This window comes from Bowdeniella nasicola, from assembly GCF_001907295.1.
Lineage (GTDB): Bacteria > Actinomycetota > Actinomycetes > Actinomycetales > Actinomycetaceae > Bowdeniella > Bowdeniella nasicola.
Map to the genome: position 1 here is coordinate 25,958 of NZ_MQVR01000003.1, position 13,412 is coordinate 39,369.

19 protein-coding genes are annotated in these 13,412 nt (G+C 66.2%); 10 read left to right on the top strand and 9 right to left on the bottom strand.

Going from position 1 to position 13,412, the window contains the following annotated elements; translation table 11 throughout:
* Positions 1–451 precede the first annotated feature (451 nt).
* Positions 452–712 (bottom strand): hypothetical protein, encoded by a 261-nt coding sequence (locus tag BSZ39_RS01040; RefSeq protein ID WP_073715544.1) that lies wholly within the window; start codon positions 710–712, stop codon positions 452–454.
* Between the two features lie 102 nt (positions 713–814).
* The gene (locus tag BSZ39_RS14015; protein WP_169829078.1) at positions 815–961 is read right to left on the bottom strand and encodes a hypothetical protein; all 147 of its coding nucleotides are present in this window, start codon (positions 959–961) and stop codon (positions 815–817) included.
* Positions 962–1,093: 132 nt separating this feature from the next.
* Between BSZ39_RS14015 and BSZ39_RS01045 the strand changes: the two genes are divergently transcribed.
* From BSZ39_RS01045 to BSZ39_RS01065, 5 genes are all read left to right on the top strand, one after another.
* Positions 1,094–1,540 (top strand): SprT-like domain-containing protein, encoded by a 447-nt coding sequence (locus BSZ39_RS01045; RefSeq protein ID WP_073715545.1) that lies wholly within the window; start codon positions 1,094–1,096, stop codon positions 1,538–1,540.
* A gap of 61 nt (positions 1,541–1,601) precedes the next feature.
* The gene (locus tag BSZ39_RS01050; RefSeq protein WP_073715546.1) at positions 1,602–2,522 is read left to right on the top strand and encodes a carbohydrate ABC transporter permease; all 921 of its coding nucleotides are present in this window, start codon (positions 1,602–1,604) and stop codon (positions 2,520–2,522) included.
* Position 2,523: 1 nt separating this feature from the next.
* Positions 2,524–3,372 (top strand): carbohydrate ABC transporter permease, encoded by an 849-nt coding sequence (locus BSZ39_RS01055; RefSeq protein ID WP_073715547.1) that lies wholly within the window; start codon positions 2,524–2,526, stop codon positions 3,370–3,372.
* Between the two features lie 95 nt (positions 3,373–3,467).
* Positions 3,468–4,805 (top strand): ABC transporter substrate-binding protein, encoded by a 1,338-nt coding sequence (locus tag BSZ39_RS01060; RefSeq protein WP_073715548.1) that lies wholly within the window; start codon positions 3,468–3,470, stop codon positions 4,803–4,805.
* 29 nt (positions 4,806–4,834) lie between these two features.
* Entirely contained in the window at positions 4,835–5,830 is a 996-nt protein-coding gene (locus BSZ39_RS01065; protein ID WP_073715549.1) for a GRP family sugar transporter, read from the top strand.
* A 93-nt stretch (positions 5,831–5,923) separates the two neighbouring features.
* Here BSZ39_RS01065 and BSZ39_RS01070 read toward each other — a convergent pair whose 3' ends face one another.
* Positions 5,924–6,259: a DUF6457 domain-containing protein gene (locus BSZ39_RS01070; protein WP_083602830.1), complete on the bottom strand. Its 336-nt coding sequence runs from the start codon at positions 6,257–6,259 to the stop codon at positions 5,924–5,926.
* A gap of 45 nt (positions 6,260–6,304) precedes the next feature.
* Here BSZ39_RS01070 and BSZ39_RS01075 point away from each other — a divergent pair, with 45 nt between their 5' ends.
* The 4 genes from BSZ39_RS01075 to BSZ39_RS01090 are packed head-to-tail and all read left to right on the top strand — an operon-like array spanning position 6,305 to position 8,375.
* Positions 6,305–6,889 carry a MogA/MoaB family molybdenum cofactor biosynthesis protein gene (locus BSZ39_RS01075; protein ID WP_073715550.1) on the top strand — a complete coding sequence of 195 codons (585 nt, stop codon included), beginning with the start codon at positions 6,305–6,307 and terminating at the stop codon, positions 6,887–6,889.
* The gene (locus BSZ39_RS14770; RefSeq protein WP_073715551.1) at positions 6,849–7,334 is read left to right on the top strand and encodes a molecular chaperone TorD family protein; all 486 of its coding nucleotides are present in this window, start codon (positions 6,849–6,851) and stop codon (positions 7,332–7,334) included. Before BSZ39_RS01075 ends, BSZ39_RS14770 begins: the two co-directional genes overlap by 41 nt.
* On the top strand, positions 7,303–7,554 hold the full coding sequence (locus tag BSZ39_RS14775) for a molecular chaperone TorD family protein (RefSeq protein ID WP_073715552.1): 252 nt from the start codon (positions 7,303–7,305) through the stop codon (positions 7,552–7,554). Before BSZ39_RS14770 ends, BSZ39_RS14775 begins: the two co-directional genes overlap by 32 nt.
* Positions 7,551–8,375, top strand: a complete 825-nt coding sequence (locus BSZ39_RS01090; RefSeq protein ID WP_073715553.1) for a hypothetical protein — start codon at positions 7,551–7,553, stop codon at positions 8,373–8,375. The genes BSZ39_RS14775 and BSZ39_RS01090 overlap by 4 nt, the downstream gene beginning before the upstream one ends.
* Before the next feature lie 11 nt (positions 8,376–8,386).
* On the opposite strand, the gene mobA is transcribed toward BSZ39_RS01090, so the two are convergent.
* From mobA to BSZ39_RS01110, 4 genes are read right to left on the bottom strand one after another with little or no spacing between them, the layout of a single operon-like run.
* A complete protein-coding gene (gene mobA, locus BSZ39_RS01095; RefSeq protein ID WP_073715554.1) occupies positions 8,387–8,956 on the bottom strand; it encodes a molybdenum cofactor guanylyltransferase in 570 nt (189 codons plus the stop codon).
* Positions 8,949–9,422, bottom strand: a complete 474-nt coding sequence (gene moaC, locus BSZ39_RS01100) for a cyclic pyranopterin monophosphate synthase MoaC (protein WP_073715555.1) — start codon at positions 9,420–9,422, stop codon at positions 8,949–8,951. The genes mobA and moaC overlap by 8 nt, the downstream gene beginning before the upstream one ends.
* Positions 9,419–10,687: a molybdopterin molybdotransferase MoeA gene (locus BSZ39_RS01105; RefSeq protein ID WP_083602831.1), complete on the bottom strand. Its 1,269-nt coding sequence runs from the start codon at positions 10,685–10,687 to the stop codon at positions 9,419–9,421. The genes moaC and BSZ39_RS01105 overlap by 4 nt, the downstream gene beginning before the upstream one ends.
* A complete protein-coding gene (locus tag BSZ39_RS01110; RefSeq protein WP_073715557.1) occupies positions 10,684–11,550 on the bottom strand; it encodes a HesA/MoeB/ThiF family protein in 867 nt (288 codons plus the stop codon). Before BSZ39_RS01110 ends, BSZ39_RS01105 begins: the two co-directional genes overlap by 4 nt.
* 35 nt (positions 11,551–11,585) lie before the next feature.
* Here BSZ39_RS01110 and BSZ39_RS01115 point away from each other — a divergent pair, with 35 nt between their 5' ends.
* On the top strand, positions 11,586–12,011 hold the full coding sequence (locus BSZ39_RS01115; protein ID WP_073715558.1) for a molybdenum cofactor biosynthesis protein MoaE: 426 nt from the start codon (positions 11,586–11,588) through the stop codon (positions 12,009–12,011).
* Positions 12,012–12,013: 2 nt separating this feature from the next.
* Here BSZ39_RS01115 and BSZ39_RS01120 read toward each other — a convergent pair whose 3' ends face one another.
* On the bottom strand, positions 12,014–12,265 hold the full coding sequence (locus tag BSZ39_RS01120) for a MoaD/ThiS family protein (RefSeq protein ID WP_073715559.1): 252 nt from the start codon (positions 12,263–12,265) through the stop codon (positions 12,014–12,016).
* An 11-nt stretch (positions 12,266–12,276) separates the two neighbouring features.
* Positions 12,277–13,344, bottom strand: a complete 1,068-nt coding sequence (gene moaA / locus BSZ39_RS01125; protein WP_073715581.1) for a GTP 3',8-cyclase MoaA — start codon at positions 13,342–13,344, stop codon at positions 12,277–12,279.
* Positions 13,345–13,412: the final 68 nt, after the last annotated feature.

Here is a 13,412-nt window from a genome sequence, read left to right on the forward strand (position 1 = left end):
CACAATTTGCGGAAAAGCCCATCGGCTGTCTCCCCGGCCTACCGAGGCCGTTCAACATGAATCAAGCATTCCAAGTGTTGCTTACCGACACCCAGCTCGCGACCGACCTGCGTCCCCGGATGTTGACTCTCGATTACCAGCCGAGCCACCTCCCGTCGATGCTCCGCCGTCTAAGCACGACGTTTCTTGCTCTGACTCTGGTCTGCTCTTAGCCACCTTTCCGCGAACGCTGGCCTACTAACGCAAGTGTCCACGAAGTCCGAATTAGCCCAGAAGTATCGTGCTCGATTCTGTCGGGCTACCTTTATCCAAGCACAGACAAACGCCCCGTTCAGGCCAGCCAACATCGACAAACACCAGGATTACATCTCCTGCAACCTGCCGCAGTACTCCCTTACTGGACCCAGAATGCGCGCACGCAGAACTACGAATCTCGCTGATCACTCGACGGTCACGAACTGGGTTTCAGCGCCCTAATGACGAGAGACGCGGCGACCAGAACGACACCATTAACGGTGTTGAGAACGGGGCCAAGGATCGAATAGATCGACGACAAAGCCGAGGCCCCCATGGGATTGTTCCCCTGAGCGTAGCCTGCGAGCATGCTGTCGACGTTGGCACCAAAAACACTGAGCAACCATCCCAACACAATGATGGCAATCCCAGTGATACGTAAAGCGGCTTCGATGCGATCAGCACGTGCAGTATCCATGCAGCCATCTTGCCAGGGGGCGGAGCGATTTACCACTGGAGGCCCGGACGATGATCGTCGGGGCCTCCAGTGGACAGGGGTTTGAGAGTGCTGCGGGGGCAGCTACCAAACTCTGCGGGTGGAGCCGCCAATCGGCACCAGGTTCAGGATCAGTCCCACCACCAGGAGGATGAGGCCGATCGTGACGAGGATAGACATGCCCTTCAGGAGCAGGCCGAGGATGAGAAGGATAAGACCAAGGGTGACCATATCGATTCCTTTCTTGAGTACTTCCAATTAATCAGACACCAAGTGTGGGGGCGCACGTCGAAAGATGACATGTGTACGACACCGCTGTGGATAACCTGCAGGGCCTGGGCTCCAAGGGGTTAGCGTAGCGGCGTGGACCTGAACGAACTTCGCGACTTCGCCCTCACCCTCATGCGCGAGCATGACTTGCAGGGCTGGACGTTCGGCTACGACCGCGCCACCCGGCGAGCCGGGCTGTGCAATTACACGCACCACAAGATCACGGTCTCGCGCCATCTCATGCGCCTGTATTTGGAGGCCGAAGCGAAGGACACGGTTATTCACGAGGTCGCGCACGCGATCGCGGGACCCTTGGCCGGGCACGGCCCGATCTGGAAACACGTGGCGCGCTCGCTCGGCGGCACCGCCTCGGTCAGCGTCGGCCGGGACGCGCCGCGCGTCCCGCCGAAGTACCGCGGCGTGTGCGCATGCGGGCGCGAATTCCACCGGATGCGGCTGCCGCGCGAGGGGCTGTTGTGCAAGGCCTGCGCGCTGGCAGGAATGCCTGGTGAGATCATGTGGTTTAAGCGCGCCGGCTAGCGCCGTGCCGTGTGCAGCGTCTCACTATCGGCGGTATTGTGTGGACAGCTAAGGAGTGTCCATGAGTTCAGCCGCTATCGAAGCGAAAGACCGCCCCGGCTATCGCCGCGCGCGACGCAGACAAACGGCGTCGGCCTATGCACTGCTCATCCCCTCGTTCATTGGGGTGGGCTTTTTTCTCGTCGTTCCGGTCATTCTCGTCGTCATTTTGTCGCTGTTTAACTGGAACCTCATCTCGCCGCCGACGTTCGTCGGGCTCGATCATTACGTCTCCCTTTTTTCGGACACCAAGCTCATCAACTCCATTTGGGTGACGCTGACGTTCGTCCTCATGTCGATTCCGACGTCGATCATTTTGGGGCTGCTGCTCGCGGTGGCGATTAATCGCAAGCTGCCGGGCACCGGCTGGATGCGTGTGATCTTCGTGCTGCCGTGGGTGTGTGTGCCGCTCGCGCTCGGCGTCGTGTGGCGGTGGGTGTTTGACCCGTCGCAAGGTGCGCTGAACACGATCCTCGGGCGGCGTATCGAGTGGATGAGTAATCCGGGCCTCGCGCTGCCAGCCGTCGCGTTCGTGTCCGTCTGGTCGACCGTCGGGTATATCTCGCTGTTCTTCCTCGCGGGGCTGCAGCAGATCCCGTCGAGCGTGTACGAGGCGGCGAAGCTCGATGGCGCCGGGCCGGTGCGGACGCTGTGGTCGATCACGCTGCCGCTGCTCATGCCGACGACGTTCTTCGTCACGGTGACGTCGGTGATCTCCTCGTTCCAGGTGTTCGACCTCGTCTACGGTCTGACCGGGTCGGCGACCGGGTATCCGGCCGGGTCCACCGATGTCATCGCGGCGCGGATCTACCAGGATGCGTTCGTCTCCAACAACATCGGCCACGCGTCGGCGATGGCATTTTGCCTGTTCGTCGTGCTCGTCGTCGTCACCCTTATTCAACAGCGCTGGTTCTCCGGCCGAATCACCTACGACATGACGTGATATGGCTAAGAATCATTCGAAATCGCGCGCGACGTGGGCCGCGAATGCGCTCACGTACCTCATGCTGATCGCGTCGGTCCTCATGGTGATCGGCCCGTTCCTGCTGTCGGTCATGACGGCGGTGAAGACGCCTCGCCAGTTCGCGACCGAGCCGCCGCTCACGCCCCCGAACCCGATGACGTTCGATAACTTCACGCAGCTGTTTTCGGGCTCGCACAATTTCGTCGTGCCGATCGCGGTGACGGCGCAGGTCGTTGCCGTCATGGTGATCGGGCAGATGTTCTCCTCGATTCTGGCGGCCTATGCGTTTGCGACGCTCGAGTTCCCGGGGCGCGATGCGCTGTTTTGGGTGTATCTCGCCACGCTCATGGTGCCGGCCGTCGTCACGATCATTCCGCTGTACGTCATGGTGACGCAGGCGGGGATGAAGAACACGTTCTGGGGCATCGTCGTGCCCTTCATGTTTGGGTCGCCGTATGCGATCTTTTTGCTGCGGGAAAACTTCCGCTCGATGCCGACGGAGATCATGGACGCGGCGCGGATCGATGGCGCGGGAATCTTGCGTCGGCTCTGGTGCATTATGCTGCCGATGAACAAGCCGATCCTCGCCACGCTGCTCCTCATCACCGTCGTCAGCCACTGGAACAACTTCATGTGGCCGAAAGTGATCGCCCCGAAGCGCGAATGGAACGTGCTCACGGTCGCGACGGCGAGCCTGCAAACACAGTACTCGTCGAACTGGACCCTCGTCATGGCCGCAACGACGATCGCGCTACTGCCGCTCATCATCCTGTTCCTCATCTTCCAGCGACAGATCACGCGCTCGATTGGCTTGTCGGGACTGCGTTAGCACAATTGTTGCGCAAACGTTGCCTACTTTGGGTACACCGATGACGTGAAGTGGGAGAAGATCGAAAGAGCACAAGACGAGTGGAAGGTTGACACATGCGTACATCTAAAGTGATCGCGGCGAGTTTCGCCGCACTAGCCCTGGGGCTCGCGGCGTGCTCACCCGGATCGTCCTCGTCGAAGGAGACGACGGGTAGGGAAAAGGAAGGTTCAACCGGCGCGACGACGGTGACGTTTAGGTTGTGGGACGAGAATGCCGCAAAGGCATATAAGGAGTCGTTCGACGCGTTTACCTCGCATAACCCGGACATTAAGGTCAACGTCGAGGTCATCCCGTGGGGTCAGTACTGGGAGCAGCTCCCGCTCGACATCCAGTCCGGCGACATGGCCGATATCTTCTGGACGAACTCGTCGAACTTCGGTCTGCTCGCGGATAACGGCAACCTGCTCAATATCGGGGAGGCCGTCGGCAACGATCACGACGCGTGGGTGGAATCGACCGCGAAGCTTTATGAGCGCGACGGCAAGCTGTGGGGTGTGCCCCAGATTTGGGACTCGATCGCGCTGTTCTACAACAAGAAGCTCGTCGAGGAAGCGGGCGTTGACCCCGCGAACCTCACGTGGGCGCCGGGTGGCGGCGAGGGCGATACGCTCATCGCGGCTGCGAAGAAGCTCACGAAGGACGATGCCGGTAAGCATCCCGGCGAGGATGGCTTCAACCCGGACAAGCGTGCCCAGTTCGGCTTCAACTCGCAGGCCGACCTGCAGGCGATCTACATCGACTGGCTCGGCCAGGCCGGCGCCAAGTTCCAGGACGGCGATAACTTCGCGTTCAATACGCCGCAGGGTGTGGGCGCGTTCCAGTACCTCGTCGATCTCGTGAACAAGGAGCACGTCGCACCGTCCGCGGCGGATACCAACCAGAACGGTGATCTCGCGCGCGACCTGTTCGTCCAGGGCAAGCTTGCGCTCTTCCAGTCCGGCCCATATTCGCTGCCGCAGATCAGCGAGAACGCCGACTTCGAGTGGGGCATCGCCCCGATGGTGGCGGGGCCGGAGGGCCGCGTGTCCGTCGTGCACTCCGTCGCCGCGCTCGGTAATGCCGAGACGAAGAACAAGGAAGCGACGATTAAGGTCCTGAAGTGGCTCGCGTCGAAGGACGGCCAGCTCGCGCTCGCCGATTCTGGTGCCGCATTCCCGGCCGTCGTCGACGCGCAGGCCGAGTACGAGGCGTTCTGGAAGGAAAAGGGCGTCGACGTCTCCGAGTTCCAGAAGGCTACGGAGGGCAAGACGATTCCGGCTCCCGTCGGCGCGAAGGTCAACGCCGGCATGATGGCGTTCAACGACACGCTGAAGGAAATGTTCCTCGGGTCGGTGCCCGTCGAGGAAGCCTTGAAGAAGGCTCAGGACGACGGCAACAACGCGATGAAGTAGGAGGCGCGCGGCGTACGTAAAATGGGCTGGTGACGTTTGTCCTCGCGCTCCTTCCCTCGCTCATGTGGGGGCTGACGAACCTTCTGACGCCGTGGATCGGCGGCAATTTGCGCCAACAGCTCATCGGGATGTCGACCGGTGCGCTCGCGCTGTCCGTCGTCGTGGTGGCGCTCGTGCGGCCCGAGATGACGCCCGCGGGGGCAGCGGTCGCGTACGTGTCGGGGCTGCTTATGTCCGGTGGGCTCTACTTCCTGCTGTGGGCGTTTAAGGCCGTGGGGATTTCGCGGGCGCTGCCGCTCACGACCGGTATGCAGCTCGTCGGGCTCGCCCTGTTCGGGGTCATCGGGTACGGGGAATGGGCGACGACGTCGGCGCGCCTCGTGGGCGGGCTCGCGCTCGCCATCATCACCGCGGGGACGGCGGCGATCAGCTGGGAGGATCGCGGCGCGCGGCGCGAGGGCGACGTGGTGGATTATCCCGTGATCGCCCTGCGCTACGGACTGCCCGCGATCCTGCTCGCGACCGCGTGTTTCATCGGGTACCCGGCGATGATGCGGGTCGCGAACGTGTCCGGGTTCGGCACGATTGCCCCGCAGGCGCTCGGGCTGCTGACCGGGTCGCTGTTCTTTACCGCGGCGCGCGTCGGTGATCGGCCGCTTGTCGCTTTGCTGCCGGGCGGCCGGTTTGATGAGGCGCTCGCGCGCGGTGGCGGTCACCTGCACGCGCTCGGCGTGCCCGTGCGTTCGTGGCGGACTGATCTGTCGAGTCGGCAATACTTTGGGTTCGTCGGGCTCGGTGCGTTGTGGCTTGCCGCCGTCGCGCAGCTCGTCTGGAACAACGAGCACATTGGGGTGGCAACGGCATTCCCGCTCTCGCAGCTTGGCGTCGTGATCTCGACGATCGGAGCGCTGTATTGGCTGAAGGAGCCAAAGACGGAGCGCGAGCGCCGGGCGATTTTTGCCGGAGCGCTCGCGCTCGGGATCGGGGCCGTGCTCATTGGGGTGGCCAAGGGCCTCGACGTTTAGGTGACCTCGAGGTAGGTCGTGATGTCGTCGTGCAGCGTGAGGTTCACGAGTGAGTTCGCGGTCGTGGCGTCGGGCCCCCGGTCGGGCATCGCGTCAGGCGTCATTCTCCTTGGCGCGGACCAGCGCGGTCACGGCGTCGATGTTCTCGTGCACGAGCGTCGCCAGTGCCTCGGTCGGGTCGGCGGCGCCGCCTTCGCCCGTTGCGCCAGCTTCGGCACGGCCGAATCGCTGACCCGCGCCGAGGCCTACGAGGAATGCGGTCATGGGGGCGCCCGGGCGGGAGGGCCCGTGGGCAACGATGCGGATGAGGTCGAGCATCTCGGGGGTCATCCGGTCGAGGATGGTCCGGTCGAGGTCAAGGGTGGTGCACACGTCGTCGAGCCACGTGTGCATGATGGCCATTTTTTCTTCTTCGCTGAGTTTCTCCATGGCCCTACGTTATCGCCCTTCTGCTTCGCAGCGTAGGCTCGAGGTATGACGAATGAACACCACGAGGACGATGTGACGACGACGATTCCCGGGGCGGTTATTACGGTGTCGGACCGCTGTTCGCGCGGCGATGCAGAGGACCGTTCGGGTCCGCTCGCGGTAACCGAGCTCGAAAAGTTTTCCGTCGAGGTGGACCGTGTCGTCGTCGTTCCCGATGACGTCGAACTGATCCGGGCGGCGCTGCAGGAGGCGATCGATGCGGGCTCGCGGGTCATCGTCACCACCGGGGGGACGGGGATTACGCCGCGCGACGTCACGCCCGAGGCAAGCGAGCCATTCATTTCGCTTCCGCTCGACGGGCTTGCGCAGCAGGTGCGACTCGCGGGCCTTGCGGCGACGCCGCTTGCGACGCTCTCGCGGGGGCTCATTGGCGCGACCGCGCGCGGGGAGGGTGCGACGCTCATTGTTAATGCCCCCGGGTCGCCCGGTGGGGTGAAGGACACGATTGGCGTCGTCGGGCCGCTCGTCGGTCATATTTTGGGGCAGCTTGCTGGGCGGGCGCATGAAAAGGCTGCGAACGAGGAGGCCGGTGCCGGGGGCGCTGGTGCCAAGGAGGTCGGCACCGATTAGTGAGACCGCGACAACCGGAGACGCTGCGCGGGACTGGTCGGCGGTAGATCCGGCCGATATTGCTGACCGCGCGATCGCGTGGACGGTCATTTCTGCGGCGTTTGCCGATTCGTTGAAGGTGCAGACGCTCGCGGCGCTGCGCGATGCGCATCAGCTCGCCGAGTGGCCGCTGCAGGGAGCGGATTTTGCGGCGGCGTGCCAGGAGTTCGGGATGAGCGCGGCGCTTTCCGAGACGGCAGAAGCTGAGGCGGCGCTGCGGCTCGCGCATCAGCGGATGATGACCTGGCCGGGGCGTGTCGATCCGTCGCCGTGGGAGTCGGTGCATCGCTCGCGTGACGGGCTCGTCTTCGATGAACAGACGCGGCAGGTGCGGGCGGCGTATCGGGAGGTTTGGGCTGCAGTCCAAGCTGCTCATGAAGGTGCCGGAGGATCACGTCGCGATTGAGGCGGAGTTTCTCGCATTCTTGCTGTCCGAGGCGCTAGAGCGGATCGATCGCGGGGAGCCGGCGGAACGGTTCTTGGCGGGCTACGAAAAGTTTTTGGCGGAGCATGCCGGGCAGTGGCTGCCGCGGTATTTTGCGCGGTTCGGTGAGGCTGCGGCGACGCACTACCATCGCGGGATTGCCTACCTCGGTCGGCTCACGATCGCCGCGGCGCCGCTGTGAGCGAGCAGGGCGACGTCGAGGAGGCACGTCACGCCGAAGAGGCGGGGCGCGCTGAGTTTGGCTCGCTCACTCGGTGGGCGGCGGAGCTCGTCGAGGATACCGACGTGTGGCTCGTCGGCGACGAAGCTATCGCGCGCGCGCCCGCGCGCAGGGAGCTGCCGAGCGCCGAGGCGGTCGTCGTCGCGGTGCCCGGCGGGCCGGAGACGATCGGTGAGCGCACGTGGCTTGAGATGCTAACCGCTCGCCACGTTCGCTGGTACGTCGCAGGCGAGGCGGCGCTGCCCGAGCGGGTCGCGACCGTCGTCGCCGCCTGGGAGCCTGCCGCGGGGCCAAAAAGTTTTTCGCCGGGTGAGGTCGGGCTGCCGCTGCGCGCGCGGCTGCGGTCACGCCGCGAGGTCGAGGTGCTCGATGCGACGGCGATGCCGCGCTCGCGTCGGTCGCTGCTGCGGGTCGCTGCGGGCGGCGAGTCCGCGGGGCCACGCTCCGATACCGAGTTGCTCGAAGAGGCGTGGCGGGCGCGTCGGGCCGAAGGTGACGTCGCCTCCCCCGCGCTCGATCTGCAGTCGTGCGGGTGCGTCGCGTGCGGCACGTGTGTGAAGGCGTGTCCGACGCAGGTGCTGTCGCTCTCGCCTACGCGCGCGCACGCGCCCTCGCGCAAGATCGAGCCCGAGTTCGCAGGCGAGGCTGCGAGGCTCGTGGAATGGTGCGAGAGCGACAGCTCAGTGTCCGACGACGATGTTCAACGGGCGTTGGCGTCGAATGGGATCGTCGCCAACGTGGCGAACCGGTTCGAAGCGACGATTGGCTTGTGGCGAAAGTAGCTGGGCCGCGGCTAGTGCGCCGTGAGGTCGTCGGGGGTGTCAATGTCGTGCGTGAGTTCGGCGGGCATGTCGACGACGATCGCGCGCAGGGCCGAGATGAACTTCCACACCGGGGCGCCCGCGAGGTCGTCCCTCCCCCACTGCTCGATGCGGGCGGTGAGCGCAGCGACGCGGTAGACGCCGAGCAGGTACTGCTCGCGGCCGTTCGCGTCGCGTCCAATCGCGCAGTCGGCGTCGGTCAGGGCCGCGAGGAGTGTCGGGACCGCTTCGCCCGCTCGGGGTGCGTCGCACGTGAGGATCGCGACGAGGTCGTCGTCCTTGGGTGCAAGTGCGGCAAGCCCCGCGGCGATGCCGGCAACCGGCCCGCCGAAGGGCGGGTCTTCGAGCGTGCGCAGCACGTCGCCCGGCACCGCGACGGTCTCCGGCGCGACGACGACGCGTCGGCCAGTAACCGCGTCGGGCAGCGAGGCGAGCGCGTGGTCGAGCAAGCGTCGGCCCTGATACGTCACGTCGGGCTTGGAAACCCCGCCCAACCGGCGCGCGGTGCCGCCGCCGAGGATGAGCACGTGCAAGCTACTCACCGGGACGCACCCAGTCGCCGGAGCGTCCCCCGGATTTGCGGGTGATGCGGCAGTTGGTGATGGCGGCTGAGCGGTCGACGCCCTTGACCATGTCGACGACCGCGAGCGCCGCGACAGTGACGCACGTGAGCGCTTCCATTTCGACGCCGGTGCGGTCGGCAGTGCGGACGGTCGCGGTGATGCGGACGCGGTCGGCGAGGAGTTCGACGCCGACCTCGCAGCCGTGCACCCCGATCGTGTGCGCGAGCGGGAGGAGGTCGGGGACGCGTTTGGCGGCGGCAATGCCGGCGATGCGGGCGACGGCGAGCACATCGCCCTTGGGCACGCGGCCCTCGCGCAGCGCGTCGAGCACCTCGCTCGAGGCGGTGACCTCGCCGACGGCGGTCGCTTCGCGCACGGTCGGTTGTTTTGCGGTCACGTCGACCATGTAGGCGGCGCCGGCCTCGTTCAGATGCGTGAATTTCACAGCTCGATGACCTCCAGGACATCCCAGGGGGCGACTTCGTCGGTCTCTTCGGGCACGACGGCGAGTGCGTTGGCCTTGTGGAGCGAGGCGACGAGGTGGGAGCCGGAGCCGAGGCGATGCGTCGGGATGATCGTCGGCAGGTCGCCGGGGCGTTCGGCCTCGGTCAGCCGGACGGGCGCGAGCTGGCGGCGGCCCGCAGGCGCCTTCCAGCCGACGGTCGTCGTCGCCATCCGTCGGGCGTGAATATGCGTCGCCGCCGCAAGGCCCTGGCCCGCGAGCAGCGCGAGGATCGGGCGCGCGAACATCTGGAAGGAGACGAAGACGGAGACGGGGTTACCGGGCAGGCAGAGCATGGGGACGCGGCGGCCGTTGGCGGCTTCGATGAGGCCGTGGCCCTGCGGTTTGCCGGGCTGCATCGCGACCTTGGAGAAGGTGATGCCCGCGCCGGCCGTCGCTTCTTTCACGACGTCGTAGGCGCCGGCGGACACGCCGCCGGTCGTGATGACGAGGTCGGCGCTGGCGGCGGCGTCCTGCAGTGCGGCGAAGAGGTCGGCGGGGGTGTCGCCGGTGCGCGCGACGCGCGCGACCTCACAGTCGGCTTCGCGCAGCAGCCCTGCGACGAGCGTCGTGTTGGAGTCGGGGATATGGCCGGGGGCGGGTGTCTCGCCGGGTTCGGCGAGTTCTTCGCCGGTCGCGAGGACGGCGACGCGGGGGCGGCGGTAGACCTCGAGTTCGCCGTAGCCGACCGAGACGAGCGAGGACAGCGCCGCCGCGGATAGGCGCGTGCCAGCGGTGACGATCTCGGCGCCGACAGCCACGTCGTCGCCGATGGAGCGCACGTGCCGCCCGGGCGTGACGGGCTCGTACACCTCGATCGTCTCGGGTAGCTCGTGCGGGCCGGCCGGGATGTTCGTGAGTTCGACGGGGACGACGGCGTTCGCGCCCGCGGGCAGCATCGCGCCGGTCATGATGCGCTGCGCCGTGCCGGCGACCACCTCGCTGTCGGGGGCGGCGCCCGCGGGGATGTCGGCGGTCACGCGCAGCTGCACGGGGGTGTCCTTGCTCGCGGCGGCGACATCGTCGGCGATCACAGCGAAGCCGTCCATCGCGGAGTTCGTGAACGGCGGGACCGCGAGGCGGGCGGCGCAGTCGGTCGCGAGGACGAACCCGTGGCAGTCGGCGATCGGCCGGGTCTCGGTCGGCAGCGCCTGCGCGCCGGTCAGCACCTGGCTGAGGTGGTCTTCGACGGTAATCATGGAGCTCATGGCAGCCTTTCGGTCAGGTCGTCATCGGGCATGGCGGGCTTGTCGGTGCGCATGATCGCTTCGGCGTGAGCGATTTCGGCTTCCTGGCCGCGGGTGGCGGCCACGTATTCCACCGTATTCCACCGGGCAGCGGCGACGTCGGCGATGAGGATGCGGCCGATCAGCGGCTCGCCGAGGCCGGTGATGAGTTTGACGGCTTCGGTCGCCATCGCGCTGCCGGCCTGGCCGCAGGCGGCGCCGAGGACGCCGACTTCCGCGGACGACGGCGTCGATCCCGTGGGCGGTGCGGCCGGGTAGAGGTCGCGCAGGCTGGTCGCGGGCAGCCCTGTGGGAGGTCGGGTCCAAAACGCGCCGACCTGGTACGTCGTCGAGATGATCGTGCCCCACACGAGCGGGACCCCGGCGGAAGCGCACGCGTCGGCGACTAAAAACTTCGTGTCGAAGGTGTCGGAGCATTCGATGACGAGGTCGTGGCTCGCGACCGCCTCGTCGATATCCTCGCTCGTCAAGAACCCGCGCTCGGTAACGGCGATATCGGGGTTGAGGCCGCAGATCCGGCCGGCGGCGGAGGCAGTTTTTCGCCTTCCGACGCTCTCGCGGGAGTGGACGATCTGGCGCTGGAGGTTTGTCACGTCGACGACGTCGGTATCGGCGACGGTGATCTGACCGACGCCCGCGGCCGCGAGATAGAGCAGGACGGGCGAGCCGAGCCCGCCCGCGCCGACGACGAGAATATTCGCGGCGAGGAGGCGTTGTTGGCCGGCCACCCCGATGCCGGGGACGAGCAGCGTGCGCAGGTAGCGGTCGTGCTGCTCGGCGCGCAAGGGGACTGTTGCGCGTTTGAGCGGTACGGTGATGGTCATCCGTTCCTTTCACGTCTGCCTGGGAGTTCCATCGTATGTCCGCCCGCGTTGTTACCGCTGAGGTCACCTCCGACCCCATTGATGTCGCCGCCTTGCAGCACGCGGTTACCCGCAAGGAGGCTGGCGCGATCCTGACGTTTTGCGGCGCCGTCCGCAATCACGACGGCGGGCGCGCGGTCGACGCGATCGAATACTCGGGTCATCCGAGCGCCGATCAGATCATACGGGATGTCGCGTGCGATATGGCCGACGCGTTCGACGTACATGCGCTCGGCGTCATCCATCGCATCGGGAAACTCGGGATCGGCGATGACGCCCTGGTTGCGGTCGTCGCCGCCTCGCATCGCGCCGAAGCATTCGCGTGCCTCATTCAGCTCGTCGACGAGGTGAAGGCGCGGCTGCCGATCTGGAAGCTGCAAAAGTTTTCGGACGGCACCGACGAGTGGTCGAACTGCCCGTAGCGTTATCCCCCGGCGAATGGGGGCAGGATGTCGAGCGTGGCGGCCTTGGAGACTAGGGCATTTCGGTCCTTCGTGACGACGCCGTCGATCACGAATGAGGAGACGGCCAAAACTTTTTCGAGTCGTTCGTTTCCGGCGGCCAGGGTGTCGCACAGGCTCGCGAGGGTCTGTCCGTCGGCGACCGCGACGGTCGTCTCGTGGGTGCCCGCGGCCTGGGCCGCGCCGGCGAAGTAGCGGATACGCAGGTCGGTCATGGGTGCTCCTTTTAGCCGCCGATGGCGGACATCGTTCGGCCCGGCTGGATGAAGGTGGGATCGTCAATATCATGGCCCGGCTTTTTCTTGGCCATGGCGCCCGCCCAGAGTTCGGCGATTTCGAGGTCGCTTGCGCCGTCGCGCAGCGGGGTGCGCAGGTCGGTCTCGGTGCGGGAGAACAGGCAGGTGCGCATCTGGCCGTCGGCGGTCAGTCGGGTGCGGTCGCAGGCGCCGCAAAATGGCCGCGATACCGAGGCGATGATGCCGACGTTTCCGGCGGGATGGTCCGCGCCTGGCACGACCTGCCAGACGGCGGCGGGCGCGCTGCCCTGGGGTGCGGGCTCTTGGGAGAGCTCGAAGCGTTCGGATAGCCGACGCAGGATCTCGTCGGCGCCGACCATATCGGCACGTTGCCACGTGTGCGGCGGGCCGAGCGGCATCTGTTCGATGAAGCGCAGTTCGTAACCGTGTTGCAGGCAGAACAGCAGCAGCGGCGCGGCGTCGTCCTCATTCACGCCGCGCATGAGGACGGTGTTGACTTTGATCGGGCCGAGGCCCGCGGCCTTCGCGCCCTCGAGCCCCTTGATGACGTCGTGGAAGCGGTCGCGGCGCGCGAGCGTCGCGTAGCGTTCGGGGTCGAGCGTGTCGAGCGAGACGTTGGCGCGCGAGAGTCCCGCGGCCTTCAAGGCGGCGGCGCGCTTGTCGAGGCCGAGGCCGTTCGTCGTGATCGATAGGGCGGGCGCGCCCCCGCGGTGGGTGGTGAGTGCGGCCGCGTCGGCGATGATCTTTTCCAGTCCGCGCCGCAGCAGGGGTTCGCCGCCCGTGAAACGAATCTCCTCGATTCCGAGGATCTCGACCGCGATTCGGATGAGGCGGGAGACCTCGTCGTCGGCGAGCGTCACGTCGGTCGGGAGCCAGTCGAGCCCTTCTGCGGGCATGCAGTAGGTGCAGCGCAGATTGCAGCGGTCGGTGAGCGAAACCCGCAGGTCGCGGGCGATCCGGCCGTAGGCGTCACGCAGGACGGGGCGACCGTCGGCATCCCGGGGGACGTCGGCGGTGTCCGATTTTTTCCGCGTGATACTGGACACATCGCCTACCCTATGTCGGACGCCAGCACATTGCGAGACGCCTTCGCTGTCGGCTATCG

Bases quoted from the DNA above. Each gene is read 5' to 3' on its own strand.
- BSZ39_RS01120 (WP_073715559.1), bottom strand. From the start codon at position 12,265: ATGACCGACCTGCGTATCCGCTACTTCGCCGGCGCGGCCCAGGCCGCG.
- BSZ39_RS01105 (WP_083602831.1), bottom strand. From the start codon at position 10,687: ATGAGCTCCATGATTACCGTCGAAGACCACCTCAGCCAGGTGCTGACC.
- BSZ39_RS01050 (WP_073715546.1), top strand. From the start codon at position 1,602: ATGAGTTCAGCCGCTATCGAAGCGAAAGACCGCCCCGGCTATCGCCGC.
- BSZ39_RS01040 (WP_073715544.1), bottom strand. From the start codon at position 712: ATGGATACTGCACGTGCTGATCGCATCGAAGCCGCTTTACGTATCACT.
- BSZ39_RS14015 (WP_169829078.1), bottom strand. From the start codon at position 961: ATGGTCACCCTTGGTCTTATCCTTCTCATCCTCGGCCTGCTCCTGAAG.
- BSZ39_RS01110 (WP_073715557.1), bottom strand. From the start codon at position 11,550: ATGACCATCACCGTACCGCTCAAACGCGCAACAGTCCCCTTGCGCGCC.
- BSZ39_RS01075 (WP_073715550.1), top strand. From the start codon at position 6,305: ATGACGAATGAACACCACGAGGACGATGTGACGACGACGATTCCCGGG.
- BSZ39_RS01060 (WP_073715548.1), top strand. From the start codon at position 3,468: ATGCGTACATCTAAAGTGATCGCGGCGAGTTTCGCCGCACTAGCCCTG.
- BSZ39_RS14775 (WP_073715552.1), top strand. From the start codon at position 7,303: ATGAAGGTGCCGGAGGATCACGTCGCGATTGAGGCGGAGTTTCTCGCA.
- BSZ39_RS01055 (WP_073715547.1), top strand. From the start codon at position 2,524: ATGGCTAAGAATCATTCGAAATCGCGCGCGACGTGGGCCGCGAATGCG.
- BSZ39_RS01070 (WP_083602830.1), bottom strand. From the start codon at position 6,259: ATGGAGAAACTCAGCGAAGAAGAAAAAATGGCCATCATGCACACGTGG.
- BSZ39_RS01115 (WP_073715558.1), top strand. From the start codon at position 11,586: ATGTCCGCCCGCGTTGTTACCGCTGAGGTCACCTCCGACCCCATTGAT.